General features: G+C 48.9%; 20 protein-coding genes, 2 rRNA genes and 1 riboswitch (1 of these 23 only partly in view). Of the genes, 6 read left to right on the plus strand and 16 right to left on the minus strand.

Features of this window, described 5'->3' with window-relative positions; all coding sequences use genetic code 11:
- Positions 1-111: 111 nt before the first annotated feature.
- Positions 112-543: a DUF6892 domain-containing protein gene (locus ACJJJB_RS12920; RefSeq protein WP_282952815.1), complete on the plus strand. Its 432-nt coding sequence runs from the start codon at positions 112-114 to the stop codon at positions 541-543.
- 108 nt (positions 544-651) lie between these two features.
- On the opposite strand, the gene ACJJJB_RS12925 is transcribed toward ACJJJB_RS12920, so the two are convergent.
- Positions 652-1,587: an SPFH domain-containing protein gene (locus ACJJJB_RS12925; protein WP_020413570.1), complete on the minus strand. Its 936-nt coding sequence runs from the start codon at positions 1,585-1,587 to the stop codon at positions 652-654.
- Positions 1,588-2,312: 725 nt separating this feature from the next.
- Between ACJJJB_RS12925 and ACJJJB_RS12930 the strand changes: the two genes are divergently transcribed.
- The 3 genes from ACJJJB_RS12930 to ACJJJB_RS12940 all read left to right on the plus strand — a co-directional run bounded on the left by ACJJJB_RS12930 (position 2,313) and on the right by ACJJJB_RS12940 (position 4,261).
- Complete coding sequence (locus tag ACJJJB_RS12930; RefSeq protein ID WP_083922733.1) at positions 2,313-2,705, plus strand: GFA family protein; 393 nt, start codon at positions 2,313-2,315, stop codon at positions 2,703-2,705.
- Positions 2,706-2,794: 89 nt separating this feature from the next.
- Positions 2,795-3,031, plus strand: a complete 237-nt coding sequence (locus ACJJJB_RS12935; RefSeq protein ID WP_353376508.1) for a DUF7661 family protein — start codon at positions 2,795-2,797, stop codon at positions 3,029-3,031.
- Between the two features lie 102 nt (positions 3,032-3,133).
- Complete coding sequence (locus ACJJJB_RS12940) at positions 3,134-4,261, plus strand: acetyltransferase domain-containing protein (RefSeq protein ID WP_157533500.1); 1,128 nt, start codon at positions 3,134-3,136, stop codon at positions 4,259-4,261.
- Between the two features lie 115 nt (positions 4,262-4,376).
- Here the strand turns inward: ACJJJB_RS12940 and ACJJJB_RS12945 are convergent, their stop codons facing one another.
- The 4 genes from ACJJJB_RS12945 to ACJJJB_RS12960 all read right to left on the minus strand — a co-directional run bounded on the left by ACJJJB_RS12945 (position 4,377) and on the right by ACJJJB_RS12960 (position 12,837).
- Positions 4,377-8,399: a translocation/assembly module TamB domain-containing protein gene (locus ACJJJB_RS12945; protein WP_445365020.1), complete on the minus strand. Its 4,023-nt coding sequence runs from the start codon at positions 8,397-8,399 to the stop codon at positions 4,377-4,379.
- Entirely contained in the window at positions 8,399-10,198 is a 1,800-nt protein-coding gene (locus ACJJJB_RS12950; protein ID WP_445365021.1) for an autotransporter assembly complex protein TamA, read from the minus strand. Before ACJJJB_RS12950 ends, ACJJJB_RS12945 begins: the two co-directional genes overlap by 1 nt.
- A 172-nt stretch (positions 10,199-10,370) precedes the next feature.
- Positions 10,371-10,745, minus strand: coding sequence for a hypothetical protein (locus ACJJJB_RS12955; protein ID WP_445365022.1), 375 nt, complete (start codon positions 10,743-10,745; stop codon positions 10,371-10,373).
- A gap of 112 nt (positions 10,746-10,857) precedes the next feature.
- A complete protein-coding gene (locus ACJJJB_RS12960; protein ID WP_445365023.1) occupies positions 10,858-12,837 on the minus strand; it encodes an acetoacetate--CoA ligase in 1,980 nt (659 codons plus the stop codon).
- Positions 12,838-12,994: 157 nt separating this feature from the next.
- Here ACJJJB_RS12960 and ACJJJB_RS12965 point away from each other — a divergent pair, with 157 nt between their 5' ends.
- A complete protein-coding gene (locus ACJJJB_RS12965; protein WP_353376506.1) occupies positions 12,995-13,876 on the plus strand; it encodes a LysR family transcriptional regulator in 882 nt (293 codons plus the stop codon).
- 38 nt (positions 13,877-13,914) lie between these two features.
- Here the strand turns inward: ACJJJB_RS12965 and ACJJJB_RS12970 are convergent, their stop codons facing one another.
- The 7 genes from ACJJJB_RS12970 to thiC all read right to left on the minus strand — a co-directional run bounded on the left by ACJJJB_RS12970 (position 13,915) and on the right by thiC (position 21,142).
- Positions 13,915-14,388, minus strand: coding sequence for a Dps family protein (locus ACJJJB_RS12970; RefSeq protein ID WP_020413578.1), 474 nt, complete (start codon positions 14,386-14,388; stop codon positions 13,915-13,917).
- 342 nt (positions 14,389-14,730) lie between these two features.
- Positions 14,731-15,480, minus strand: a complete 750-nt coding sequence (locus tag ACJJJB_RS12975; protein WP_445365024.1) for a HesA/MoeB/ThiF family protein — start codon at positions 15,478-15,480, stop codon at positions 14,731-14,733.
- The gene (gene thiE, locus ACJJJB_RS12980; RefSeq protein ID WP_445365025.1) at positions 15,474-17,027 is read right to left on the minus strand and encodes a thiamine phosphate synthase; all 1,554 of its coding nucleotides are present in this window, start codon (positions 17,025-17,027) and stop codon (positions 15,474-15,476) included. Before thiE ends, ACJJJB_RS12975 begins: the two co-directional genes overlap by 7 nt.
- A gap of 7 nt (positions 17,028-17,034) precedes the next feature.
- Positions 17,035-17,841, minus strand: coding sequence for a thiazole synthase (locus ACJJJB_RS12985; RefSeq protein ID WP_445365026.1), 807 nt, complete (start codon positions 17,839-17,841; stop codon positions 17,035-17,037).
- A gap of 2 nt (positions 17,842-17,843) precedes the next feature.
- The gene (gene thiS, locus ACJJJB_RS12990; protein WP_108734077.1) at positions 17,844-18,044 is read right to left on the minus strand and encodes a sulfur carrier protein ThiS; all 201 of its coding nucleotides are present in this window, start codon (positions 18,042-18,044) and stop codon (positions 17,844-17,846) included.
- Entirely contained in the window at positions 18,044-19,120 is a 1,077-nt protein-coding gene (gene thiO / locus ACJJJB_RS12995; protein ID WP_445365027.1) for a glycine oxidase ThiO, read from the minus strand. The genes thiS and thiO overlap by 1 nt, the downstream gene beginning before the upstream one ends.
- A gap of 111 nt (positions 19,121-19,231) precedes the next feature.
- Positions 19,232-21,142: a phosphomethylpyrimidine synthase ThiC gene (thiC, locus tag ACJJJB_RS13000; protein WP_445365028.1), complete on the minus strand. Its 1,911-nt coding sequence runs from the start codon at positions 21,140-21,142 to the stop codon at positions 19,232-19,234.
- Between the two features lie 85 nt (positions 21,143-21,227).
- Positions 21,228-21,326, minus strand: a riboswitch (TPP riboswitch).
- A gap of 269 nt (positions 21,327-21,595) precedes the next feature.
- Between thiC and ACJJJB_RS13005 the strand changes: the two genes are divergently transcribed.
- Complete coding sequence (locus tag ACJJJB_RS13005) at positions 21,596-22,522, plus strand: SGNH/GDSL hydrolase family protein (protein WP_445365029.1); 927 nt, start codon at positions 21,596-21,598, stop codon at positions 22,520-22,522.
- A gap of 85 nt (positions 22,523-22,607) precedes the next feature.
- Here the strand turns inward: ACJJJB_RS13005 and ACJJJB_RS13010 are convergent, their stop codons facing one another.
- From ACJJJB_RS13010 to ACJJJB_RS13025, 4 genes are all read right to left on the minus strand, one after another.
- Positions 22,608-24,164 carry a thioredoxin domain-containing protein gene (locus ACJJJB_RS13010; protein ID WP_020413587.1) on the minus strand — a complete coding sequence of 519 codons (1,557 nt, stop codon included), beginning with the start codon at positions 24,162-24,164 and terminating at the stop codon, positions 22,608-22,610.
- A 417-nt stretch (positions 24,165-24,581) separates the two neighbouring features.
- On the minus strand, positions 24,582-24,971 hold the full coding sequence (locus ACJJJB_RS13015; protein ID WP_020413588.1) for a hypothetical protein: 390 nt from the start codon (positions 24,969-24,971) through the stop codon (positions 24,582-24,584).
- A gap of 278 nt (positions 24,972-25,249) precedes the next feature.
- Positions 25,250-25,365 (minus strand): 5S ribosomal RNA (gene rrf / locus ACJJJB_RS13020).
- Positions 25,366-25,568: 203 nt separating this feature from the next.
- Positions 25,569-26,912, minus strand: a 23S ribosomal RNA gene (locus ACJJJB_RS13025); it runs 1,534 nt beyond the window's last position.

Here is a 26,912-nt window from a genome sequence, read left to right on the forward strand (position 1 = left end):
TTATTTACGACTAACAAGGATGGAAAATCTACTACCCAGTGCTCCAGCCCAGTGCTTCAGAAAGTACCGAGAATAGATCCATATCTGTATTATTTATAGGGAAAAATCATAGTGAGTGAATACGCAGAATTTACTGACGAGAACTTTAGGCTTCTAGTTTTGGAAAAACTGATGTATTTCCATAAAGTCATCCAACCAGAATTTAATGTTTTCGAGTTTGCTGCCAATCATCTAGGGAGAACAATAGATATAGAGGAAGAAGGTTATGACCCGATCCATGAAGTGCAAGATTATTTTCGAAGAATAGAAATAAAGAAAGAGTGGCTCACAGATATCACAGAACTTCGTCAGGAAGGCAGTTACCCTATCTGGACTCAAATCATTCCATTTTGGTGCGGAACAACAGACGATTTTGACATACGCTCAACTGCAGATACGAATCTCCTACCTAACCTGAAAAAGCTTATCCTTTTTTACAATGAAGAAAATCCGGAAATTCTGGAGGAATTCAAAGCCAAAGGAATTGATGCAAAGTGGGTCTAAACAGAAACTAAGACAAATTACATAATAATTAGCGATGCATCACTGACCAAGGGAGCTGCAAGACAGGCCGAAAGCCCCAGCCTGTCCCACACTGTAAAAGTACTATTTTTAGACGGGTTGCACTTCTTCTAAAGTTCGAAACTTAGCTTTGGCGGCAGGTTTCTCCGGCATCGGCAGAGCAACAGGCACCTGTTGCGACTGGCCAGTGGCCATAACCACAGTACTGCCGTGGCGAGCGGCGCTCACCAGTGCATCATTGTCGGCGATAGCAGTCATAAATCGTAAAGCCTCATCGGCACTGGTGCCGGCATTAGTTAACACTTTGACTGCTTCAGCGGCACTCTCGGCATAAACTCGACGCGCTTCACCCATTTTCTCCATACGAATCTTAACCGATTCACCGTCGGCTTTGGCCTTGCCCACTTCCCGCTCACGGATTGCTTCGGCTTCATAGGTAGCCGCCTGCTTCTCCCGCTGCATTTCCATTACCTTGTTAGCCTGGACTTCGACAGACTTGGGCAGACGCGGCTCATCCGAAAGCACATCGACTATCTCAACGCCAAAGTCGTGAAAAAAATCACGTAAGCGCTCTTTGGCTTTATCAGCTATCTGTTCTTTTTTGTTGTACACATCTTCAAGTTCAATGCCATTCGCTACCGGAATTGCAGCATCAGTGGCAAAAGACTTTAGCTGAGATTGGTAATTCTCCAGATCATACAACGCTTTATATGCAAGCTTCACATCGGACGATACCTGGTGCTGTACTTTAAGTACTAAACCGAAGGTAACATGATTGCTGGTCTTCAGGTTAAGATCCACCGGCGTCTCGTGCAGAGCTGTGGATGCCTTTTTATCCACCCATGAGAGGTAGGGAATAATCAAGTTGAATCCAGGAGTAGCGGTCTTCCAGTATTTGCCAAGAAATAGCACAAAGTGGTACTGCTTTGGCTTAACGATAACAATGGCTTTTGGCAGCAGGAAAACTATAGCCAGAATGAGCACAATAGCCCAAGAGGAAATATTTATAGAGAACTGTTCGAGCATATCTTCTTTTAATCCTGAGCAAGGAATCTAACAGAATGACAATCAGGGTAATATCCTCCCAGATTTATCATCACTGATCTTATTAGGGTTATGGAACTACGAATCTTTTGGATATTATTGAGAGTATAGTTTTTGTCATCAGCAATCAATCTATGACCGAGAGATTCAAAAATACGGAAACAGTCAGCTTCAACCCATCAATGAATCATCTACCTATTCTCTCTCACCCTCTTCCAAGTTTTTTACAATCACCTCTTCTTTATTATGACACTGATACCTGGGAGATCTTACCAGATCACAACTTGTAATTATATGAAGTGACTTAGACACACCTACTAGTACTAGGCGGCCAATAAAAGGAGAGAAATGATCGCAGCAAACGGTAGCCATGGAGCGAAAAAAGTTATCTGTCATCATCCTAGTGACCATCCACACCACACCCTCCGAATTTGGCACCTCCTCATCATCACCAGCACACTGGCATCCAACCAAACACCCAGAAATTTATTCAGACAACTCTAAACGAAGGTACCAACGTATCGACTTAAAAATAAATTCAAAAAAACCAAGACTTACACACAAACAATTTATTAGACAAAGAAAAATGCGACTCAAAATTTACTCACTCACAGGTTTAAATGTAATATTAGTAGCTCTCCCCCTAATATACGATCAAGTTGCACGCTGTGCCAATCAAACTCTCATACGAAATAAAGGAAAAATAAATGAGCTACTTACAAGAAGGTGGATGTTTTTGTCGCAATGTACGTTACAAAATCAAGGGGGAACCTGTATTACAGCTTTTTTGCTTCTGTAGTGATTGTAGAATGATAACCGGATCAGATGCCTGGCCAGGATTTATGGTTAGGAGTTCAGATTTCTTATGCTCACTAGGTATTCCAAAAATCTACAAAAAGGTATCAAGTGAAGGGCGGACCGTAAAACAACATTTCTGCAAAAACTGTGGCTCAAATCTTTGGGGGGAGACAGAGTTCGGCCTGATTAGTGTTGGAGCAGGCACTTTAGACAACCCAGATATATTTAACCCATCCAATAAGGTTTTCACATCTGGAGTTCCTCATTGGGCAAGAGTCCCAGAAAATCTAGAGAGCCTCTAGCTAAGCGTGGCCTCAGAAACATAGCCAAAAGAGCCTGTACCAATTTGGGCAATTAACATCGAAAAAAAATAGAAAGTAGAATTTTTACAATGAAAGTTTATAGTTACAGTATTTTTGGTCGAGAAGTTATAATTGAAAGGCATAATGACGGCTGGCTGGCATTCTTCCAAGGTCCTGAAGGAAAGCGAAGACCTGCAGGGATAATTATACCATTTGAGATTACCGAGGGGGAACTAGCCCAGTATTTATCAGATTTATGCCATGAATGGGCGTCGGAAAGATATCAAGATGTGATACTGTTGAAGGAAACAAGTATCTCAACATGACAGCAGTCCTTAATATAAAATCATAATTGCAAATAGTAGTCACCAGTCCCCTACAAAGAAAAATCGAATATTTTAATAATAATCGAACTTGGAGATAACCACTTGCGATACCCAGCAATAGACATTACCAGAGGTATTTTAGTCGTTGTTATGGCGCTCGATCACACTCGAGATTTCTGGACGGCCATCCAGTTTGACCCCCTCGACCTATCCCAAACCTCTGTGATGCTATTTCTTACCCGCTGGATCACACATATTTGCGCCCCTGGTTTTATTTTTTTAACCGGGCTAAGTGCCTATTTACATGGTAAAAAGTTAAACTCCAAGCAGGAACTCTCTCAGTTTTTGCTGGTAAGGGGCCTGGTACTAATCCTCCTGGAGCTTACATTAGTTAATCTTTCCTGGCAGTTTGATTACAACTATGCCTTTGTTCAGGTTATATGGGCGCTGGGGCTATCAATGATACTACTAGCAGGCCTGATTTACCTCCCCAATAAGTTGACCCTTATAGCCTGCCTGGCCTTAGTTGGATTGCATGGCTATATAAACGATAATTACATACGCCAACTACTGGGAAGTTACGAGTGGATATGGATCCTGGCTCATGTTCGCAGCGGATTCAGGCTATTTGAGTTTGATACCGGAATTTTCGCCGCCTACAATATCATCCCTCTATTTGCCCTTATGTACCTAGGGTATGCATCTGGCACTCTATATGAACTGGAGGCAAAAAAAAGGGTACACTTTCTCCTAATGGCAGCAGCAGTACTAGCGATCCTATTCTTTAGTTCAAGGTTTATTGGCTTTGGGGACCCCCATGTCTGGAATCCTGATGAAGGTATTCTCGGCTTTATCAATACTTCCAAATATCCAATGTCATTTAACTATATAGTAATGACTATGTGTATAGTATTACTAACAATGGCATTAGTAGAAAACAGAAAAAACAAGGTATTAAATATATTTCTTATGTTCGGCCAGGCATCACTCTTTTTCTATCTCTTACATGTACCGATTATCAATTTAGCCGCTCACCTTTGGACATATCTGGAATTTGGAGTTGCAACCAACTTCTTCAATGGCACTAAAGTATGGCCAGAAGGCTATGAGCCAAACCTGGCGCGAACCTACTTATTCTGGATTGTACTTATCGGCACATTGTATTATCCGTGTAAGAAGTACCTAAAAAAGAAAAAAGAGAGCAACTCGGTAATCTATTCATACGTATAGATTAGCTGAGGATCAGTAGCCAGAAGCTGGTACAAAACTGGATCGTTCTGCGATCCAGTTGAGATATTTTTGAGGTCTGAGAAAAAATGAAATATAGGTTGCAGGCGGCTATAAACTAATAATCCTTTTTCCACTGCAACTCTACACTGCCAGAACCACTATCTCCATCATCTGCGGTTTTGAACTCCAAGTTTAGGTTTTCACGCAATTCTATTTGCATTTCCGCCTGCCAGGGGCTCAGCGGATCGGTGCTGCGTTGCAACTCTACATAAATCCGATTGGTAATATATTTACCCAAACTAAGGGCATATTCTTCGCCCTCATCTCCTTCCTCCTGCTCAATATTAAGGGTATCGAGACGCAGCAATTCACGGGTTTTTGCTACCGGATCGAGCACGGCACGACCGGTTTGTAGGCTACGCACCACGCTCACCAGACGTACGGCTTGTAGCGGTGAAATATCTGAAAGAGACTTGCCAAATAGTAATTGCGCTAAAATTTCATCCTGAGAGGCTGAAGGATCTGAGCTGAAAGTAATATCCAGGTCAGTTGCAGAGCCTGAAATATTTGCTGTGATTTCACCATCGCGATAGCTATAAACACCCTCGACAAACACTGCCACTTCATTATTTTCGAAGCGAATCTCTCCCTCCTGAAGATTAAACTTCTTACCTAGCAGGTCAAAACTGCCGCGCACGATAGTCAGCTCACCTGAGGCTTCCGGTTTGGCCGCAGTTCCGTGAATATCCACTTGACCGCGCAACTGCGAGTTAAGTCCAAGTCCGCGCACATAGGACTGCTGATCCAGAATCACCTCGACTCCCAAACTGATCTTGCTAAGCAGCAGCGGTGCACGCTCCACCTGTGGGCCATCCACCTGGACCTCCACTACTTGAATTTCCGGAACCGTGCTGCCAATCCACTGCTCAATCTGTACTGCCAATGGTCGCAGGGTAAAACGACCGGTGATTTGCGCATCCTCAGTCGAACCCGACAGGGTAGCTTCTCCAGAGATTGCACCGCGTACTCCCGGAGTATTCAGTAAGTGTGCCCTATTCAGATTTAAGCTTAAGCTCATCTGTGGCGGTGCCTGCTCGGGAAAAAACACGGCCCCTCCCAAACTAATCGTACCGCCATCAACAACTGTGGCACTGCCCCTTTCGACAAGCCACTCTCCCGGGGTCAAGCGTGTATAAAAATCAATATTGGTAATACGGGTGTGGCTTGGGCGGTGCTCATAGCTTGCTCCACTCAGTTCTATCCCACCAACAAGATGAGGCTCACCCAAAGTGCCGACACCATCCGCTGAGAAACTCAGCAAACCGCGCATTACATGTATCCTGGGGTCAATAAATTCAGCAACGACAGACAGATCTGCGGAACCACTGCTCACCAGCTGTAGAGGAATATCGCTCACAGACCCCGCTGAGCTATCAGAAAACAACCGTTCAAAAATGGGAGAAATCAATAACTTGGCACTGCTATCTATTGCACGGCGACCATCGTGCTCAGCCACGAGAGATACCTGCAATTCCCCACCTTCGGTATGCCATTCAAGCACTGTTGAGAGAGGCTGCACCTGCACACGCCCTTGCTCACGGCCGGGCGTATAACCACTGATTCGCAATTCCCCTTCAAGCTGTGGCTGACGTGGACTGCCAGTAATACTTGAGTACAAAACGACATCACCCTGCTCAGGTGTATTAAACGGTAACTCTCGTGAGAGATCTTCCAGTGAGGCCCTGCCCTGCAGCTGCAGATCCAGCCGCTGCTCGTTGAGACTACCGTGGGCCCACAACTGGTTGCGCCCCGCCCACAGAAATTCCAGCCCGTCCACAACCAGACTCTTATCCGCATAATCAAGCACTCCCTGCAACTGCCAGGGTTCATGGCGATAGCCACCCTGGGCCAGCACACTGGCGCGTACTTCAGGGTTGGTAAGTGCTCCCTTGATCTCGCCATCCAGGCTAAGCTCGCCTTCCAGGGTCTTGGGTAGCGGCAACCCTAACACCTCGAACAGGGGTAGCGGCAGGTTGCGCGCACTCACCCCCAGCTCAAGCCGACCCAGCTTTGGCTCAAGTGCTCCCTCAGCTTCAATCAGTGCAATTCCCTCGCGCCCCAGGCGCTGGGCTTCCTTTGCAAGTTCGGTGAGACGGCTCGCATTTTGCTCGGGCTGACTCGCCCCTTTTTGCATACTCGGGATAGTGGTCGGTGACTGGGGGCCGCGGAATTGCCCCATGTCGAAATGGTCTATGGATCCGTTGGCATATAACTCCACACGCAACCCTTGCAGATTAATCTTTTCGAGGTCGCCGCTGGCATCACCCTTCAGGTTGTATCGGTATTCGTGAACCAGGCCATCGGATTCCAGGCTAGTATTCAGGCGCGGATTGGACCAGGGACCTTCCACACCAACCTGCCCCTGCAGGCCCAAGCTAACACCCTTAGCTGAAGCGAGACCGAGATCTTCACTTGGGTTGAGATTGCGAATATCTACCTGCAGCTGCAAGTTCAGTGCTTCAGACTCAATATCTACAGTGCCACCGCCAAGGATATTTAACTTGTCCCCCACCAGGGAAAAATCCGTAATGGTTAGCCCCTTCAAGTTTCCATTGACTCGGGCTGTCAACTCATTCTGTAAATTTCGGTAAGCCGATACAGCACTCAAATCTCCCTGCAAATCCGGGTTATCCCAAGGTCCCTGTGCGGTTAGCTGTAATTGGTGCAGAGTACCGGAAAAGTCATCAGGGATTTTCAGCTGCTCTGTTTGCGGGAGGGAAAATAGAAGGCGGCGAATCTCCTCAACTCCCAGCTCCTGCACGGCCGCACTCATATCCAGGGTTTTATTTTCAGTATCTATACTGCCCGCGGTACGCATCTGTGCCCCAGCAAATTCCAGCCGCAGGGACTCCAGGTGAATCATTCCCTGTATGGTATTTACCTCGCCTATCAGCTCCAGGGGCTGCTCCCGATAACTACTGTTCAGTTTTACCTGGCCAGAGATATCGGGCAGCGGTAATGTGCCGGAAACTGTTAAGCCAGCACTGAACCAACCGCTGTGCAAGACATTTTGCCAAGGGCGGGAAAGTGTAATAGGTAAGCGATTGAGATGAAGCTCTGCGCTGATATTGTCAGCGCTAATATTGCCAGACAAGGTGCTGCGTTTACCATCCACTTGTAACCAGATGCCATCGGTATGCACCCGCCAGGGAAACAAATCAAAAAGCAAACTGCCTGTCAGCGCCAGTTTGTGCTGGGAAAAAGGTGTGGAAAGAGACTCAATATCAACCTGTATCTGTTTATCGCGACGGCGTAGGGAAATTTTTCCTCGCGCATCCAGCCCCTGCCCCTGCCCCTGAGGTAAATGCAACTGCCGCCCAACAAATCCCTGTGCTTTTTCACTGGCAGAGAAATCCAAAACAAATCGCCCGGGCTGACGCTCGCGCCCATCGGCAATAAACTGCAAATCACCACCACTTAATTCGCGAATTTCCAGCTGCAATTGGGTGGGCTGCCCCTCCCACCGGTAGAGGCTGTTGCCATACACAGAGATCGCAGGGATATCGGTTATCTTACTGCTGATCAATTGCAATCGCTCAAGCCGTAGCTCCCCAAGGCGGAACCTAGGTACTAAGGTTTCCCAAGTGGTGGCTTCTCTATTACCAGCCTCTTCCTGTAAATCCTGAGCGGTTTTCTCTTCCGCTCGAGCCAGGGATTTCAGTAGTTCATCGAGTACATCAATATTTAATAGAAAGTCCTTGACTACAACTCGATCAATATTGACAGGATTACTGGAAAAACTTTGCAGCTCCAATTCCAGTTGATAACCCTCCGCCAGGGTATTGCTCTCAAAATCTACCCGAAGACGCTCGAAAAACCATGCGCCGAGGCGCTCACTACCAATTCCCTCCGCCTCAATAGAGAGGCCGTCTATCACCTGCTCCGCCCCATAAAAAGCTGTGCGAGTAAGACTGACCCGCCCCTGTTCAGTACCCAAGAAATAAATCAATGAAAGTACAATCAGTAAGCACAGGCCGGTTAGAATCGATCCCCCAGCACCAAAGGATCGCCACAGACCACGCAGGAGAGCACCCAGCGCCCGGGCCAAACCCATTGCAAATGCGTTCAACCTGGCCATCAGAAAGCCTGCCCCAGGCTGATATAGACCTGGTAACGATCATCCACACCATCGCGGCGATCCAGGGGAAAGGCGAGATCGAAACGAATGGGGGCAAAAGAGGTGATATAGCGCACACCAAAACCCGTGCCCCAAAAAAGGTCTGAAAAGTTAGGGCTCGGATCTTCGTAGGCATTGCCACCATCAAGGAATAAGACCCCACCCCAGGTATCCGTAAAACGAAAGCGCCCCTCAATAGAAACCTCACTGAGACCGCGTCCACCTATTGAGTCGGACAGGGTTTCCTCGCCGTCCTCATTAATTTCAACAATACGCGGCCCCAACTCCTGGTAGCCATATCCACGCACCGAACCGCCGCCCCCCGCATAAAAGCGCTCATCCGCAGGAAGTTCCAGGTTGGCCGCACCGGTAATAGCCCCCGCTTTAATACGCAAGGCCAGTGTGGGTTCGTAGCGCATAGACTCTGCCGTTTTATAAGCAGTCAGTTGCAGGATATTTTTTACAAAGGACGTACTGTTTTTGTTTAAGTCCAGATAGGGCTTAATTTCCAATGCGGTGGTAGCCCCACGACGAGCATCCAGCGGTTTATCTGTAGTATTCAGTTTAAAACCAAGGGGAAATGCCAACAGATGGTAGTTCTCATCCGGGTCCCCATCCTCCACAGCACCATCCACTTTTTCATCCACACGGCTGAATTTGAGTTCAGCCCCCGCGCTAATAGTGCGGTGCTTGCTCAATTTTCGCGACACCAGCCCCTTGAGAGTCAACGCTTTGGAACGATAAGAATCTACATCTTCACCGGTAAGGGCCACACTCGCGGTAAAGCGCTGCTTGTCCCTAAAGAAGCGCGGTATGGTCAGTTTGCTCTCTAAAGTCTGCTTGACTTTGTTTACCTTGCTTTCAACTTCCAACTTTTCACCGCGATGAAAAATATTGCGATGCTCCCAACTGGCGGACACACCGGGGCCCTCATCAGAGGTGTATCCCACCCCCAATGTAACTGTACGGTGGTTTCGTTCTTGCACAATAAATATGACATCCACCAAGCCGTTATAGGGTTCCGATACCTGATGAGTCACATTGGAAATTAAATTCGTGCGCAATAATCGCAACTGGGCTGCATCCAATTTGCTGCGGCTGAAACAGTCTCCAGGACTAATATTCAACTTGCTGCGCAAGTAGTCTACTTCAATTGATGTAGCGCCGAGAATTTGTACATCGCCCACCATTACCTCCGGGCTCGGCGCTACACGGTACACCAGGCGAGCAGCGGCCTCCTGGTGGATCACTGTAGCTTGGTAGGTAACATCGACATTGAGCAGACAGGCATTATTGTTGAGGTACGTGGTTATCTTCTGCACGCCTTCGAGTACCTCATCGGCCTGAAGCGGGTCGCCAACTGAGATAGGCAAGCCGGGAAAGCCCGCACGCAGTTCTACAGGCATTTCAATATCCAGACTTTTGATCAGGTACTGTGGGCCTGGTACAACCTGGTAAACAATTTCATTGCTCAGTACAGACTCTCGTACAGTAGCGTCATAGTACCCCTCCGAACGCAGCAATTTTGCGAGGTTGCCGCGTTCGTAGTGGGCTACATCCTGTGGGTCTTCATAGCTCTCAAGGGCGCTGCTGTTCTTGCGAAGTTCATTGAGTTCTTTACTCAATTTTTCTTGCAGCTGGGAATCACCTTGTACATACAATGAAAAGCTAGGTAATTTGGAGAAAAAAGGGATAGCTATTGCCTGCTGCAGAGGCAGCAATGCAAAACCGATAAGCAGGGAGATAAAGAGAGTTCGCAAAATATTAATCCGTTGACCGCAGCGGCTACTCCGCGCACTTCCAGGTATCCATTCCCTTCACATACGATTTTGCCCCAGAACTGGTAATGTCCAGGTGAAGTTTGCCGGCGAAAAGCAAAGCAATTGATAGCTTCACATTGCATCAATCGCCGGCCAGGAATAAACAAGTAGCTTATGGCTGGGAGCTGAGATTGCCAAGTAACGGATTACAATCCTGAATTATCACTCGCCCTTCGAGAATATTTCCCTTGGAGTATTCAGTGAAAATACATTGATTGGTATTGGGGTCGTAGTTCTCAATCCAGAGATTGTCCTCTTTCCAGGTGGCGCCAATATGTCGGTAACCATCGGGCACGGAAATACGCATCACCCCACCGAAGCGTTTTACAAAGACCTGTTCGTAGTGGAAGTAATACGCCAACCAACCCGAAAAGAAGAAAACTGCGGCCGCAATAGCGCCAATTTTCAAGCTGCCCATACGGCTGCCAACAAAAAGGGAGAGAATGACCAGGGCGATAACCGCCGCCCAATAGAGATAAGTAACCATACCTGTTCTTCTGCCTTGAATTTATTGGTATTACTATATGGCAAGGGTAGCGCAGAACGCGGGTAAACAAAATGACGCCCGCCTACGTACCCTTCCCCCTTAATTAATAGCTTCAGTCCTCAGCCAGAGCCGGCAGGTTTTCGAACTGCGCCAGAGCCTCAGGGTTAGCAAGGGCTTCCTTATTCTTGACCAACTTGCCGTGCACCACATTACGCACTGCCAACTCGACAATTTTTCCGCTAATAGTACGCGGAATATCCGCCACCTGAATTACCTTGGCCGGTACATGACGCGGGGTAGTGTTAGCGCGAATAGTGGAGCGGATTTTCTGCACCAAATCCTCATCCAGTTCCACTCCCTCACGAAGCACAACAAAGAGCACCACGCGTACATCATCCCGCCACTGCTGGCCGATGCAGATACTATCGAGCACTTCCTCCACCTTCTCCACCTGGCGGTAAATCTCGGCGGTGCCAATGCGTACGCCACCGGGATTCAGTACCGCATCGGAGCGACCATAAATAATCACCCCCCCATGGGAGGTAATTTCCGCATAGTCACCGTGCGCCCAAACGCCCGGCCAGTTTTCAAAATATGCACTGTTATATTTTGTCCCTTCGGGGTCATTCCAGAAGCCGATCGGCATACAGGGGAAGGATTTGGCGCACACCAGCTCCCCTTTCGCTGCAGTTACTGGTTTACCATCGTCATTCCAGACCTCCACAGCCATACCCAAGCCGCGGCACTGAAGTTCTCCCGCATAAACCGGCAAAGTCGGGTTACCCAGGGCGAAGCATGAAATAATATCGGTGCCGCCGGAAATAGAAGACAGGCACAAGTCTTTCTTTATGTCTCGGTAAACATAGCGGAAGCCTTCATGGGCCAGTGGCGAGCCGGTAGACAGCACCGCGCGCAGCTTCTCCAGTTTGTGGCTTTCCCGAGGCTTACAGCCGCTCTTCTCCAGGGCGGCAATATACTTGGCGCTGGTGCCGAATACGCTAATGCCTTCCTCATCTGCCATATCCCATAGGCCCCTGGCCTCTGGATAGAAGGGAGAGCCATCAAACAGCACCAGAGTTGCACCGCAAGCCAGGCCACTTACCAGCCAGTTCCACATCATCCAGCCGCAGGTGGTGAAGTAGAACAGGGAATCCTCACGACGCAAGTCGCAATGTAGGCGATGCTCCTTCAGATGTTGGAGTAAGGTACCACCCACCCCGTGCACTATGCACTTCGGCACTCCAGTGGTACCCGAAGAGTACATGATATAAAGCGGGTGATCGAATGCGGTCTGGGCAAAGGTAAGTTCGCGCTTGGGCGCTGCAGCTTCGAACTCCGACAGTAACACCACTTTATCCAGCGGTTCTGCCGCTAGTACTTGAGCCGTTTCCTCTTGAGAGCGGGCGACAGGTACCACCACCAGCTTCTCAATAGAATCGATACGGGCCACTATCTCACGCAGGCGCGGCAGCGAGTCGATCACTTTGCCGTTATAGAGATAGCCCTCGCAGGCAAATAGCACTGTCGGCTCCACTTGGCCGAAACGGTCAAACACACCATTAATGCCAAAGTCCGGCGAACAGGAAGTCCAGATAGCACCGAGGCTAGTAGTTGCCAGCATGGCCACTACGGTATCGATCACATTTGGCATAAAGCCAGCCACACGATCCCCTTTGGACACGCCCTGATTGGCCAGGGCTGAAGCCAAGCGCTCTACCCGGTCGTACAGCTGCGCGTAGCTGAGCTGGCGGCGGCTACCATTCTCCAGGCGCTCAACCAAAGCCGCCTTATCGTCGCGGTAGCGCAGCAGGTTCTCAGCAAAATTAAGTTGTGCACCGGGGAACCACTCAGCACCCGGCATACTGTCGCGGCCCAAGATCTCTTCTCCGCGCACACCAGCTTCTACTTCGCAGAAATCCCACAAATCGCTCCAGAAGTCCTCGCGCTCTTCAACAGACCACTGGTATAGCGCGTTGTAGTCTTCCAGCTGTAGCTGGTGTTTCTCATTAACCAGCCGGCGAAACTCATCCATTTGGGTTGAGGCTATGGCCTTTGGGCTCGGTTGCCAAAGGGGTTGTGCATTGTCCTTCATCTCAACAGACCTTGTAGGTTCATTATTCTCGGTGATTGTTTGACCTTCGCCAGGGCGAAAGCGGCAATCATGCCTTGCCCGACGACTTTAAACTATTTTAATCTTTCGATGGTTTCTTTAATAAAATTTAACATTCCCTGAAGTATCTGGAGCCCCAGTGAGCGCTACTATTAAACAACTTCGTGCCTTCGTTGTCGTAGCGCGCAGCCGCAGCTTGGCGCAGGCCAGTGCCCAGTTACACTCTTCCCAGCCGGCGCTCTCTATAGCCATCCGTAATCTGGAAGAAGCCACCGGAGGCCCCCTATTCAGTCGCGATGGTCGCCAACTGGTCTTGACCCCAGAAGGACGCGAGTTCCTGGTTCGTGCGGAACAACTGCTTAATAGCTGGGACCAATCACTGGATGCTATACAGCAGCGCTTCCGCCTGGAACGCGGCCAGCTACGGCTGGCGGTTATCCCCGCTTTTGCCTTAAACCGGGTACCCTCTCTATTGGCTGACTTCCACCAGAAGTTTCCCCAAATCAATATTGTGCTGGAAGATGTGGTTATGGAACGGGTTGTAGAGGCGGTGCAGGAGGGACGCGCGGAATTGGGTATCAGTTTTCGCCCGGATGAACTGGGCGGAATGGAGTTTGTGCCCTTTGAACGCGATCGTTTTATCGCAGTAGTGCCCAAAGAGCACATATTGGCGGAAAAAAAGACAATACGCTGGCGCGACTTGGCCACTCACCCTTTTATATCGATGAACCGTGGATCAGCGGTAAGGCGCTGGACGGATACTGCCTTTAACCAGTGTGGGAAAGCCGCTCAATATGTTTGTGAAGCCAACCAACTAAGCACTATCGGGCAGCTGGTCAGGACAGGCTTGGGAGTCAGTGCCGTACCAAGTCTTTGTGAGGCACAAATGCGAGAGCATGGTTTAACCTGTCTGCCTCTCTCCGCTCCGGCGGTGACACAGGAAGTTGGCACGCTGCTCAAAAGCCGCGGCAACCTCTCTGCACCCGCCGGTGCTTTCCTGGAGTTGCTCACCGAGCAGTAAGCACCGCAGGAACAGTAACTTGCCCAGAGGGCCAGCCACTACTTGCTGCTGGTGGCGCGCAGCATCCAGGCAGTTTTTTCATGGACACTCATACGATCGGATACCAGGGCAATAGTCGATTCATCCTCTCCCTTTTGCGCAGCTTTTAATACATCGCGGCAAGTTTTAATCACTTGCTCATGGCCCTTGGTGAGAATTTTCACCATATCCTCGGCTGCGGGAATTTCCACAACTTCTTTAATAGAGCTCAACTGCCCAAAAGCCTGGTAGGTGCCTGGCGCAGAAACCCCCAAGGTGCGAATCCGCTCGGCAATATCATCTACCGCGGTGGCCAGCTCGTTATACTGCTCTTCAAACATCAGGTGCAGTTCACGAAAAAATGGCCCGGTAACATTCCAATGGAAGTTGTGCGTTTGCAGGTACAGAGTGTAACTATCCGCCAGCAAGTGCTTGAGACCACCAGCGATCTTTTCCCTATCTTTTTCGCTAATACCAATATCGATTTTTTTCATTAAACAAATCCTTCTTCCAATACTTTTGTCACCGAAGTGGTTGTGATGCCATTCTGATAGCTTTAAAGATTTCTCACAAGCTATCGGGTTGATAGCTTATCTATATAGCCGAGCCAAGTTTATAAGACACTAAAAAGGCAAACATATTTATCCAGGCAACTAACTCGAAATATACCTTGAGTCTGGCGGAACCCTGCTCTAGAGCAACTGTAGGTCTAAAGTAAAAAGATAATTATTACGCCAAAAAAGGAGCAAAAATAAAGCATATTGGCTATGCATACGCTCATATTGCCAGCCCTGTATAAATCTACTGAAAGAAAAATTTAAGAGGAAACAAAGTTGCTAGGTATTACAAACCGGGCAATTACTATGGCTCGGCAGCTGCAAAGTTTGCAGAGCTAAGCTTTCCGTCTCGATTAAGTGCAATTTATTCAAGCTCGATACCGGCAACCCTACCAAGTACTTTATGGCCTCCAGAGCCTGCATACTGCCAACTACACCCAGCGCAGGACCGATCACACCTGCTGTAGAGCAGTTCTGGACTTCAGCCTGCTCCTGGGGCGGAAACAGGCAGGCATAACAGGGACCTTTTCCTTCAAAAAAATCAAAACTAATCAGCTGGCCGGAAAACCCCTGCACCGATGCCATTACCACCAGACATCCTGCCTGATAACAAACCCGGTTGATCGTATGGCGGATTTCCAGGTTATCGGTGCAGTCCAACACCAGATCCACCTGTTTTATCTGCTCACGCAGCCAGGATTCATTCGCCATTTGGCTGTGGGGGTGAATGCGAATAGTTGGATTGGCCGCAGCCAATTGTTGTGCAGCCACCATGGCTTTGGATTTTCCCTGGTGATTGGTTTTGTACAAAACCTGGCGCTGTAAATTGGAGAGATCGATATGATCACCATCCACCAGGTGCAGCTCTCCAATACCGGCTGCGGCTAGATACATCGCTGCCGGGCTGCCGAGCCCACCTAAACCAACAATCATAATTCGAGCAGAAGACAGTTTTTTCTGCCCTTCTTCACCCACCTGGGGCAACATTATCTGGCGACTGTAACGCTGTAATTCCTTACTACTTAACATGGCTCTACTTCCGCATGCTTACCTTTAAACAGGACATTAAAATCGGCAACCGCCTGCTTGTAATCTTCCGCTTTAGTTATAGCGCTGACCACGGCGATACTGCCAACGCCACTAGCGATAACCGCACCGGCCCGTTGCATATTAATACCACCAATTGCCACGAGTGGATATTCGGGCAATAGCGCGGCCATTCGCGCAAGTTTCTGCACGCCCTGCAACTGATCCGACATATCCTTGGTGTTGGTCGCATAAATTGCACCAATCGCCAGGTAGCTGGGGCGATAACGGTAGGCCAACAGTAATTCATAGAAGCCGTGGGTACTGATACCCAGCTTCAATCCTGCCGCTTGAATTGCCCTCAGATCAGCAGACTGCAAATCCTCCTGGCCCAAATGCACGCCGTAGGCGCCGCACTCAATCGCCAACTGCCAGTAATCATTGATAAACAGGCGCAGGTTATACGTCCTGCCAATAGCCACTGCACGCTCAATCTGTGCGCGCAGGTCCCCACCCGGATTCTTTATTCGCAGCTGTAAAGTACGCACCCCCAGCTCAGCCAGGCGCTGCAACCACTCCACTGTATCCACTACCGGATATAAACCCAATGCTTGAGAGTCTGTTTGGACAAACCCTTGAACAAGAGGCTGGGCCGCACCAAAACCATAATCCAGCGCACGCTCTTCTCCCGGCACCAAAATCTCCGGGAAGTCGATTAAATCCAGGGGCCAGCCACAGTGGCCTACAGGGCCGGCACCAGCGCCGATATGTGCATTATTTCCCCGACGCAAGCCCCGCTGTACATAGGCTTTACCCACAACGCAGGCATCTCGCAACGGGTAGCCCAAAGCGCGACAGGCGGCAATAGCGGAGGAGAGGGTGCAGCCAGTGCCATGTGTGCCTGTACTGGACACTTCCCGACCAATAATCCAATCGGCCTTTTCACCATCCCACAGTAAGTCGGAAACTTCTCCCGCACGCAATTGCGTATGGCCGCCGGTAACTAAAATTGCAGTACCGCCCTGGGCGTGCAACTGACACGCAGCTTGCACAATAGATTCCGCACCCGTGACACTGGCTCCGGTAAGCCATTCCAATTCATGTAAATTGGGAGTGACCAGATCACACTGTGGCATCAACTGAGCCAACACCGTTGCGGTAATATTCCCTTCGGTGAGCCCGGCTCCGTTGGTGGCAACAGCAACCGGGTCGTATATAACCGGAACAGCCTGCACCGCTTTCAGCTGGCGCAGGAAATCTGCCACCGCAACAACTTGTTCAGCATTCGCTAGCAGACCGATTTTAATTGCGGCAGGAAATAGATCCCGCTGTAAGGCCCGCAATTGTGAAGCCAAGACCTCTAGGGAAACTGCATTAATTGCAGTGACTTCCACCGTATTCTGTGCGGTATTGGCCGTGATAGCACTGCAACCATGGCAGCCGAGATCGGCAAAAGTCAGCAGGTCCGCCTGAATGCCGGCGCCACCGCCGGAGTCACTGCCGGCAATGGTCCAGACAATTGGCTTTTTCAATTGGAGTTGATCGCGCATAAAAATACTAATCCTGCAATATGCTCTCTGCCTGCTGCCAGAAAGGCATATCCAGGGTGGGGGTGCTGGGGCTGGCAGTTTGACGCCTGAGCATCAAGCCGGCATTAAAGGCGGCGCGCCCGGATTCCACAGCCAGTTTAAAGGCATTAGCCATCAGTACCGGATCCTGGGCTTTTGCAATCGCGGTATTCAATAACACCGCATCAAAGCCCATCTCCAGCGCTTCTGCCGCCTGTGATGGCGCACCGATTCCGGCGTCAATAATGAGCGGTACATCAATCAGGCGCTCGCGCAGTGTTTGCAGGTTATATTTATTGAGCAGGCCCTGCCCGGTACCGATGGGAGCCCCCCAGGGCATTAATACCTCGCAACCCACATCCAAAAGTTTTCGACACAGAACCAGGTCATCTGTGCAATAAGGCAAAACCTTGAAGCCTAACTGAATTAATTCCCGCGCAGCTTCTACCAGACCAAAGGGGTCTGGCTGCAAATTGTAATCATCGCCAATCACTTCCAGCTTGAGCCAATCGGTCTGGAAAATTTCCTGGGACATTTTTGCCAGCTCCACCGCTTCTCGCGGCGATTTACAACCGGCGGTATTAGGCAACAACTGACAACCGGACTCGCGAATATAATCCCAAAATCGATTGTCCTGCTGCTGTGCCGGATTTTGCCGGCGCAGGGACAAAGTAATAATTTCCGAAGCTGAGGCTTGCACGGATTCGCGCATAATCGCTGGGGAGGGATACAGGGCGGTGCCCACCAAGAGCCGGCTGTTAAATGTTTTTCCGTAAAGTGTTAATAGATCGCTCACCTTTACCCCCCCACTACCGGAGCAACAATATCCAGGCTATCGCCGTTATTTATCTGTGTATTGCTATATTCCGTACGGGGAATAAATCCACCGTTGATCGCAACGGCAAACGTTTCTCCACGATAGCCGAGCTGCTGTAAAAGCGCAGAGAGTTTTAGCGGGGATTCAAGGCTCTGTGTTTCCCCATTAATTAGTACCTGCATCAAACCACCTGTAACAGTTGTTGTGCCACTTGATTCTCCACTTGCTCCACTACTGCCGGCGCTAAAAGATAACCGTGACGGTAAAGGCCATTCACCCGAAACAGCCCATCCTCGCTGTGGATATAAGGCATATTATCCATAGTGGCGGGGCGACAATTTACGCGGGTCTCAACAATACGAGCCTCGGCAAAAGCCGGGTTGAGGGAGTAAAGCGCGGAAGACAATTCCATGCTGGAGCGCACGGAAATGGGCGACTGGTCTTCGCTCTCAATTTCCGTAGCGCCGATTACTGTGCGTCCATCGCTGCGTGGTACAGCGTAGAGCTTATAGCGCGGGTGGAGCAGGCGCACTGGACGCTGCAAAACCACTTCCCGGGATTCCACCACCATCACCTCACCACGGACACCGCGTAAGCCTTCAATCTGCCCCTTGGCACCGAGACCACGGCAGTCGATCACGCAATCAAATTGTTCGCACTCCGAGTTCACAGAGATATATCCGGCTTCGCAATTTACCTTGCTGTGCTCTCGCAGAGTGACTGCACCTCGGTGCAATACGCTGAGTAACGCGGGCAATAGGCGGTGATTATTGATATCCGCCTCACCCCGCAGGTAAAGCCCCTGCTCAAAGCCGTGTAAGGAGGGCTCTAATTTCGCTAAAGTATTGCTATCGAGTGGCTGCACTTGCTCCCTGGCAGATTCACCCAACTTGCCCTGTAACTCCCGCAGGAATTGCAGCAGCTCACTTCTATCCTTGCCGTGAGCAACCAGTACTGAGCCCGCTCGGCGGTATTCCACGTCCTGCCCGCTCTGCTCCTTCAGCTGCCGGGCCCACACAGGCCAAAGCTCAAGGCTTTTCAGCCCCAGGTTGTAAACCTGTTTATCGCTGTGCACCAATTCCGATAGTGGTGAGATCATTCCCGCTGCCGCCCAGCAGGCTCCCCCGACTGGGGCCGACAAATCACCCGCTTCAAACAGGGTAATATCCAGTTCCCGTTGGCAGAGCCGCCAGGCGAGCAAGCGACCTAACAGGCCGCCACCGGCAATAGCTACTTTGGCTTTGGTTTCGCTTGTCACAGACCACCTATCTTCGCAAATCCAAATCGACACCCGGCGATATGCGCTGTGCACTCGCCGTACTTTTGCTATCCGATTCTTGGGGGAGAGGACTCTCCCCCAAAATACTCATCAGCCCTTGTGATAAATCTCGCTGCCCATGTCCTTAAATTTAATCGACATTTCCTCCATGCCCTGTGCCGCTTCCTGCTTGGCCGCATAATCGCGCACATCCTGGGTAATTTTCATGGAGCAGAATTTCGGGCCGCACATGGAGCAGAAGTGAGCCACCTTGCCGGATTCCTTTGGCAAGGTTTCATCGTGATAGGTGCGCGCCCGCTCCGGGTCCAAACCGAGGTTGAACTGGTCTTCCCAACGGAATTCAAAGCGGGCTTTTGACAGGGCGTCATCGCGCTTCTGTGCCCGCGGATGCCCTTTGGCCAAGTCTGCGGCATGAGCCGCAATCTTATAGGCCATAAGGCCCTCTTTAACATCCTCTTTATTGGGTAGACCCAGGTGCTCTTTGGGGGTCACATAGCAGAGCATGGCGCAACCGTAGGTGCCGATAAGTGCAGCGCCGATGCCGGAAGTAATGTGGTCGTAGCCGGGAGCAATATCCGTGGTCAACGGACCTAGAGTGTAGAAAGGTGCGCCGTGGCAGTGCTTTAGCTGCTCATCCATATTTTCTTTAATCTTATGGATAGCCACATGACCGGGGCCTTCGATCATGGTCTGAACATCGTGCTTCCAGGCAATTTCAGTCAGCTCGCCAAGCGTGTGCAGCTCGCCAAACTGGGCTTCATCGTTAGCATCCGCAATGGAGCCCGGGCGCAGGCCATCACCGAGACTAAAGCTCACATCGTAAGCCTTCATAATCTCGCAGATTTCCTCGAAGTGGGTGTAGAGGAAATTCTCTTGGTGATGGGCGAGACACCATTTGGCCATAATGGAACCACCGCGAGAGACAATCCCGGTCATACGTTTGGCAGTGAGCGGCACATAGCGCAAAAGCACGCCAGCATGAATAGTGAAGTAATCCACCCCCTGCTCCGCCTGCTCAATCAAGGTGTCGCGGAACACATCCCAGTTAAGATCTTCAGCAATTCCGTTTACTTTCTCCAGCGCCTGGTAAATCGGCACAGTACCGATGGGCACTGGCGAGTTGCGCAGAATCCACTCGCGGGTCTCATGGATATTGGCACCGGTAGACAGATCCATCACCGTGTCCGCGCCCCACTTGGTAGACCAAACCAGTTTCTCCACTTCCTCTTCAATGGAAGAAGTCACAGCCGAGTTACCAATATTTGCATTCACCTTGCACAGGAAGTTGCGCCCGATAATCATCGGCTCCACTTCCGGGTGATTAATATTCGCCGGGATAATTGCCCGCCCCTCTGCAACTTCCCGGCGCACAAATTCCGGCGTGATTTGCTCGGGGATGTAAATACCATCACGTGCCTTCTGGTATTCACTTTCACTCATTTCCGCTGCCAACTTGGCTCGCCCCATATTTTCGCGCACTGCGATAAATTCCATCTCTGGGGTAATAATGCCGCGGCGGGCATAGTGCATCTGAGATACATTCTGTCCCGGTTTGGCCCGGCGAGGGCTGGGAAGGTTTTCAAAGCGGATATGATCCAGCCCCTGGTTCGCCATACGCTTCTGGCTGTAGGCCGCTTGGCGAGAGTCCAGCAGTTCAGTATCTCTGCGGGCCTCTATCCAGCCCTGGCGCAATTTGGGCAACCCTTCCCGTACGTCCACTTTAAAATTGGGCTCGGAATAGGGGCCCGAAGTGTCGTAAATGGTTAGGGGCTCATTGGGTTCAAACACCGGATTCTCTGCATCCCCCCCTACCAAACTATCTCCCAAACAGATCTGGCGGGCACCAACCTGAATGTCGGAAGTTTCACCGGGCAAATACACCTTGCTCGAGTTGGGGAAAGACTGAACTGTAAGATTCTCAAGAAATTCTTTAGCGGAATCGCGACTGGCAGCGCGGGAGGACTTTCCGGCTTTACCGGATTGTTCAATGATCTCAGACATGCGTAACCTTAAAACTTGGAAATTTAAAGGTCGCAGCATCCAGGGCACATACAAAGAGAAAAGACGCCAAACTGTAACAAAACAGGCGACTTCAGATCTTGTTCCCTACGCGGGGGTTACCCCGATCAGGTTCAACGGATCTCGCAACAGCGATCTCAGCCCACAGGCACTCCGACAAGTAGAGCGCAGTATAGTGGAAGCTAACAGATATGAACAGAAGGTCACCCGGGCGGACAAATATCATCGCATAGATCTTTAATAGAAGTGGCCTTGCAGAAAGAAATGTTACAGACGACAAAACCCCAACCCACTTCAACTTATTAAACTCTGACTAATTAGTCGGAAGCATTCACTTCTCTCCCTTTTCCACTCCGACCTACACTCCACTGGTTCACCGATGCAGTACCAAAAAAAAAATTATCTACGACGAAAGTCGGTGTGGGAGAAAACACAATGTGGAATAAATATGGAGTAGTAATAACCCTGGCTTTGTGCGTTTTGTCGATACAGCCAGCAATGGCAGCCCCCTCCAAGTCGGTCGCCGCGGGTGACAGTATTACCATGGCATTCGGAGCGGACTGTACCCGCAATAAGTATTTCTGGGATCTTTTCTGTCTCCTTGGTGGAGACCAACCAGAGCACTCCTGGTTTGATGGTGATGACAATTCAGTTGAAAGTATTCATGACAAGTATAAAGTTAATTCACCAAATATGGCCGCTAATAAAAATGCGGCGGAATCTGGAGCGGAAATGCTCAGTGGTGGAGACAATTTCTCTACTCAAGCCGACCGGATTCTTTCGCAGAATAATGTAGCTGACCACGTAGAAGTAGTTTTAGGCGGTAATGATATCTGTAACCGCGAGTGTGTAGATCCGGCGAATTGTGATGATCCACTTTACACTGATAGTGAATGGCGCTCTGCAATTCGCGCGGGGTTAGACAAACTGGTCGAAGGCCTGCCCAATGGCTCTACTATTCTTCTCGGTTCGGTACCCCGTGTACAAGACCTGCGCGCAGCAGGGTTGGAAAAGCAAGCCGGAAACTCTCGGGTAGACTGTGAAAGTGTCTGGTCTACCTTTGGTATCTGCCGAATTGCTACCAATGGCGGTACTATGAATGGAGAGGATTTTACCACTCGCTACAACGGTATTAGCTCAGCCCAACGTCGATATAACGAAATACTTGCCGAGGAGGCAGAAAGCTATAATGGCACCAATGGCGTTGAAGTAATAGCCGAGTACACTGGTGAAGGTGAGGTAAATGCCGGTACTTTCCAATTTGGTAAGGACGATATTGATGGCGGTGACTGCTTCCATCCCAGTGTCCAAGGCCAGAATATAGTGGCTGATCTTTTGTGGCAAGGCAATACAGATAAGTAATTAAGTTCAAATTTTACTGCTCGGTGGATATAGAGCCTGTTGCTTTTTTAGATTGTTGTTACAGCAGGCTCATTTCTTATTTCTGTTATTCTTTCTCGCTATCCGGCTCTTCTTCAAAGTATCCTAACTCTTCAACAACGTACTGTAATCGATGTGGCAATCCCTTACGCATGAATGCCACATCAATTATCTTTCCGCTGGTCAGCGCATCCCATAGGGCATTTTGACCACTATGAACCCAGCTATCATTAACCCTCAGCAATACATCATTTTCCTGAAAGCCTAATGCAGTAAAGAATTCATTATCAGCAACGCCTTCCAGTCGCATCAGGTGATACCCTTCGACTTCCAGTTCTGCCTCTGTAAACTTAGACTCCAGGATTTCACGCTCCTCCAATTGTCTACTCAACCATTCCTGCCCCAGGGTAAGCACTCCAGATGGAGAGATTAGCTGACGGGTTCCAGGTCCCATCGGTTGTTCAATACGACGCTTAAGTTTCTCACTATGTATATATGACTGGGTCAATAAAATATCAGTGCCCTCTTCACCTTCAAGGGGAAGTTTCGCCAATCCCTCATTGCTCTCAATGACGGCAAACTTGGAATAGAGCCGCAGCAGCGAGACTCCCTCTAAAAGCGCTTGTCCCAAAGTGAAATATTGAGCCGTTGCCCCATTCACTTCAATTAATGCTTTTGATCTATTTTTGACACTCGACTCGCTAATCCCAAGCAGTCGAAGCGGCAATTTAGTTAAGGGTAAATTTCGCTCATTGATATTATTGCTATCTTTCTGGACAGCTTCATCTTTTGGGTTTATTCCCAAAGAATACAATTCCTTTTCAATCCAGAAAGAATACTGTTCAAAAGTGCGAGGTCCCTTTAGGTATAAGCCGTTGATAAAAACTACGGGTACATTTTTTAGTCCAAGAGCAATGGCTAGTTTTTGGTCTTCAAGCACCTGAGATCTATATAGCCCGTCAGCTCTACAACGATCAAACTGTGAACTATCCATTTGAAGCTGTTTAGCCAAGCGTACGTATTCGTTTTTATTAACGCTTGGAGCCAGAGTATATAATGCATCATGGTACTCCCAAAACTTGCTTTGCTCTGCTGCACAACGTGTTACAGCTGCAGCCATTACACCCTCTCTATGAAACTTCAAAGGAAAATCGAAATTAACCTGCCTTATCCATTCCTGATACTCAACCATTAAGCGCCTAAACACAGGCTGAGTGGATTTACAATGTGGCGACTGAAAAGAACAAAATACTGCGATGGTGACAGGCGCCCGGGGATTTCCTCGAATATTTCGTGCACTATAAGTCAGCTCGATACGAGGCGGCTGTGGAAAAGGTAATAATATCTCGATATCAGCTCTACCCTCCCCCGTACTACCTATTAATTCATGAAGCTTATTTAATCGTAACTCGTATTGCATTTCAGCTATATCATATAGAGCAAATTGAAGCTCGCTATCCAGTGCCTCAATGCTAATTTCATGCTTACCTACCCGAGCTGCAATCTCTCGATGCTTCGTTTTTTCATAACCTAAAGGAAAATCAGAAAACTTTGAATAACCACTAAAAATAGTGAAAGTGGTCAAAGCTCCCAAGACTACATAAAGAAACTTAAGCTTCCACATGGTTTATATCCTCATGGTGTTTTATTTATGTTACCAGGGAAGATATTTTCTAGCCTTACTTGGTAGAATTTCTAAGAAATAATTTATAGAAGTGGGAACTAAGCTTACCTTTTGGCACCGCATTCAGCAGAAATTTAACATCCCATATTTACGATGCAATGGTCTTTAATAGTCAATACTGTTAGAATTAAAGTGAAGGAACGCTATAATCGATACTTTGCATATCGACTTTATATATAAATATAAAGTAATGAATGACATCTAGTGAAAATTGAAAATATAAGAGATAAATCTTATAAATTCAAAACAACAGCCCCTAAAAGCCATTTAATGAAAGTAAAATCGTCCTGACAGAATAATGCTCTTTTAATATAACTTTTAAAAGAGCACCTGATTCACTATCTGATTTAAATCGAATTAGTTTTTATTGTTTGTAGCAGTATCTTTTTCCTTATAGGTGGTTCCCACCATCGAAATACAGTTTGGGCAGCCAGAATACCCCTTACCATAGGATGTTCCCCCTCCTGTTCCGAGTTGCTGGTGCTCTATAACAATCACATGCCCCCCTAACTGTGCCGCTTGATTCTTCAAATCAGTTCGGCATTGCTTTATATTAGTGATTGCTGATCGTGCATTAAATCCAAAGTTACAAGCAACCTCACCAACTTCATAATATTTATCAAGATCAGAAATAGATATCTGTTGCACAATTTGTATATCTCTTCCTGCATCTGTTAATTCCACAGTTGCACAAGAAGATAGCAGCATAATTAAAGCAATTATTAAAAATCTCACCCTACCTGGCATAAAGCCCCCTTGACCCTATTTATTATTTTCAAAAGGATTATTACTTCATAGCGACTGAAATAGTCAGTTACAGCCCACATGTTACTTATTGTATTCCAGTTAAGTATTATCTTTTAGTGAAGCTAATCAAGTAATTTGAAGCCTAAAAATAGATAAACACAACCCACATCCGGACTTTACGGCCTTTCCCAGAGTACGGAATCATAATTTAGGTCTTTGTTTGTTTTTTTCACACATAAAAAAAGGGCCACCCATTGGGTGGCCCTTTCGGATTAGAAGCCTGACGATGACCTACTCTCACATGGGGAAGCCCCACACTACCATCGGCGATGTTGCGTTTCACTTCTGAGTTCGGCAAGGGATCAGGTGGTTCCACAACTCTATTGTCGTCAGGCAAACTGGCTTGGGTTGGCGCTGGTCTTATAAGCAATGTGCTTGGCCTGCCGTGTTATCGCTGTTTGCCTCGGTCATGTTGTTGACCGGCGATAACCCCAAATAAGTCGGTAAAACAATCTGTAGTAATACACCGCAAGCGATCGTATGTCTCTAACTCACAATCCGCTAGCTTAGCTAGTCGTTAGTAACCATCTCTGTTGTATGGTCAAGCCGCACGGGCAATTAGTACTGGTTAGCTCAACGCCTCACAACGCTTCCACACCCAGCCTATCAACGTGGTAGTCTTCCACGGCCCTTTAGGGGAATCAAGTTCCCAGGGAGATCTTATCTTGAAGGAGGCTTCCCGCTTAGATGCTTTCAGCGGTTATCCCGTCCGAACATAGCTACCCGGCAATGCCACTGGCGTGACAACCGGAACACCAGAGGTTCGTTCACTCCGGTCCTCTCGTACTAGGAGCAACTCTTCTCAAATCTCCAACGCCCACGGCAGATAGGGACCGAACTGTCTCACGACGTTCTAAACCCAGCTCGCGTACCACTTTAAATGGCGAACAGCCATACCCTTGGGACCGGCTTCAGCCCCAGGATGTGATGAGCCGACATCGAGGTGCCAAACACCGCCGTCGATGTGAACTCTTGGGCGGTATCAGCCTGTTATCCCCGGAGTACCTTTTATCCGTTGAGCGACGACCCTTCCATACAGAATCGCCGGATCACTATGACCTACTTTCGTACCTGCTCGACATGTCTGTCTCGCAGTCAAGCGCACTTATACCATTATGCTCATTGCATGATTTCCGACCATGCTGAGTGCACCTTCGTACTCCTCCGTTACTCTTTGGGAGGAGACCGCCCCAGTCAAACTACCCACCATACACTGTCCTCGATCCGGATAACGGACCAGAGTTAGAACCTCAAACATACCAGGGTGGTATTTCAAGGACGGCTCCACAACAACTAGCGTCGCTGCTTCAAAGCCTCCCACCTATCCTACACAAATAGGCTCAAAGTTCAGTGCAAAGCTGTAGTAAAGGTTCACGGGGTCTTTCCGTCTAGCCGCGGGTACACTGCATCTTAACAGCGATTTCAATTTCACTGAGTCTCTGGTGGAGACAGCGTGGCCATCGTTACGCCATTCGTGCAGGTCGGAACTTACCCGACAAGGAATTTCGCTACCTTAGGACCGTTATAGTTACGGCCGCCGTTTACCGGGGCTTCGATCAAGAGCTTCGCCGAAGCTAACCCCATCAATTAACCTTCCGGCACCGGGCAGGCGTCACACCCTATACGTCCACTTACGTGTTTGCAGAGTGCTATGTTTTTAATAAACAGTCGCAGCCACCTGGTCACTTCGACCGGCCTCAGCTTAGGGAGCAAGTCCCATCACCAAAACCGGCGTACCTTCTCCCGAAGTTACGGTACCATTTTGCCTAGTTCCTTCACCAGAGTTCTCTCAAGCGCCTTGGTATTCTCTACCTGACCACCTGTGTCGGTTTAGAGTACGGTTCACTATTGCCTGAAGCTTAGAAGTTTTTCCTGGAAGCA

The sequence above is a fragment of the Microbulbifer variabilis genome, assembly GCF_052468405.1.

Coding starts and splice junctions, on each gene's coding strand:
- ACJJJB_RS12925 (WP_020413570.1), bottom strand. CDS start 1,587: ATGCTCGAACAGTTCTCTATAAATATTTCCTCTTGGGCTATTGTGCTC.
- ACJJJB_RS13010 (WP_020413587.1), bottom strand. CDS start 24,164: ATGTGGAAGCTTAAGTTTCTTTATGTAGTCTTGGGAGCTTTGACCACT.
- ACJJJB_RS13015 (WP_020413588.1), bottom strand. CDS start 24,971: ATGCCAGGTAGGGTGAGATTTTTAATAATTGCTTTAATTATGCTGCTA.
- ACJJJB_RS12975 (WP_445365024.1), bottom strand. CDS start 15,480: ATGTTAAGTAGTAAGGAATTACAGCGTTACAGTCGCCAGATAATGTTG.
- ACJJJB_RS12970 (WP_020413578.1), bottom strand. CDS start 14,388: ATGAAAAAAATCGATATTGGTATTAGCGAAAAAGATAGGGAAAAGATC.
- thiC (WP_445365028.1), bottom strand. CDS start 21,142: ATGTCTGAGATCATTGAACAATCCGGTAAAGCCGGAAAGTCCTCCCGC.
- thiE (WP_445365025.1), bottom strand. CDS start 17,027: ATGCGCGATCAACTCCAATTGAAAAAGCCAATTGTCTGGACCATTGCC.
- thiS (WP_108734077.1), bottom strand. CDS start 18,044: ATGCAGGTACTAATTAATGGGGAAACACAGAGCCTTGAATCCCCGCTA.
- ACJJJB_RS12945 (WP_445365020.1), bottom strand. CDS start 8,399: ATGGCCAGGTTGAACGCATTTGCAATGGGTTTGGCCCGGGCGCTGGGT.
- ACJJJB_RS13005 (WP_445365029.1), top strand. CDS start 21,596: ATGTGGAATAAATATGGAGTAGTAATAACCCTGGCTTTGTGCGTTTTG.
- ACJJJB_RS12960 (WP_445365023.1), bottom strand. CDS start 12,837: ATGAAGGACAATGCACAACCCCTTTGGCAACCGAGCCCAAAGGCCATA.
- ACJJJB_RS12930 (WP_083922733.1), top strand. CDS start 2,313: ATGAGCTACTTACAAGAAGGTGGATGTTTTTGTCGCAATGTACGTTAC.
- ACJJJB_RS12955 (WP_445365022.1), bottom strand. CDS start 10,745: ATGGTTACTTATCTCTATTGGGCGGCGGTTATCGCCCTGGTCATTCTC.
- ACJJJB_RS12935 (WP_353376508.1), top strand. CDS start 2,795: ATGAAAGTTTATAGTTACAGTATTTTTGGTCGAGAAGTTATAATTGAA.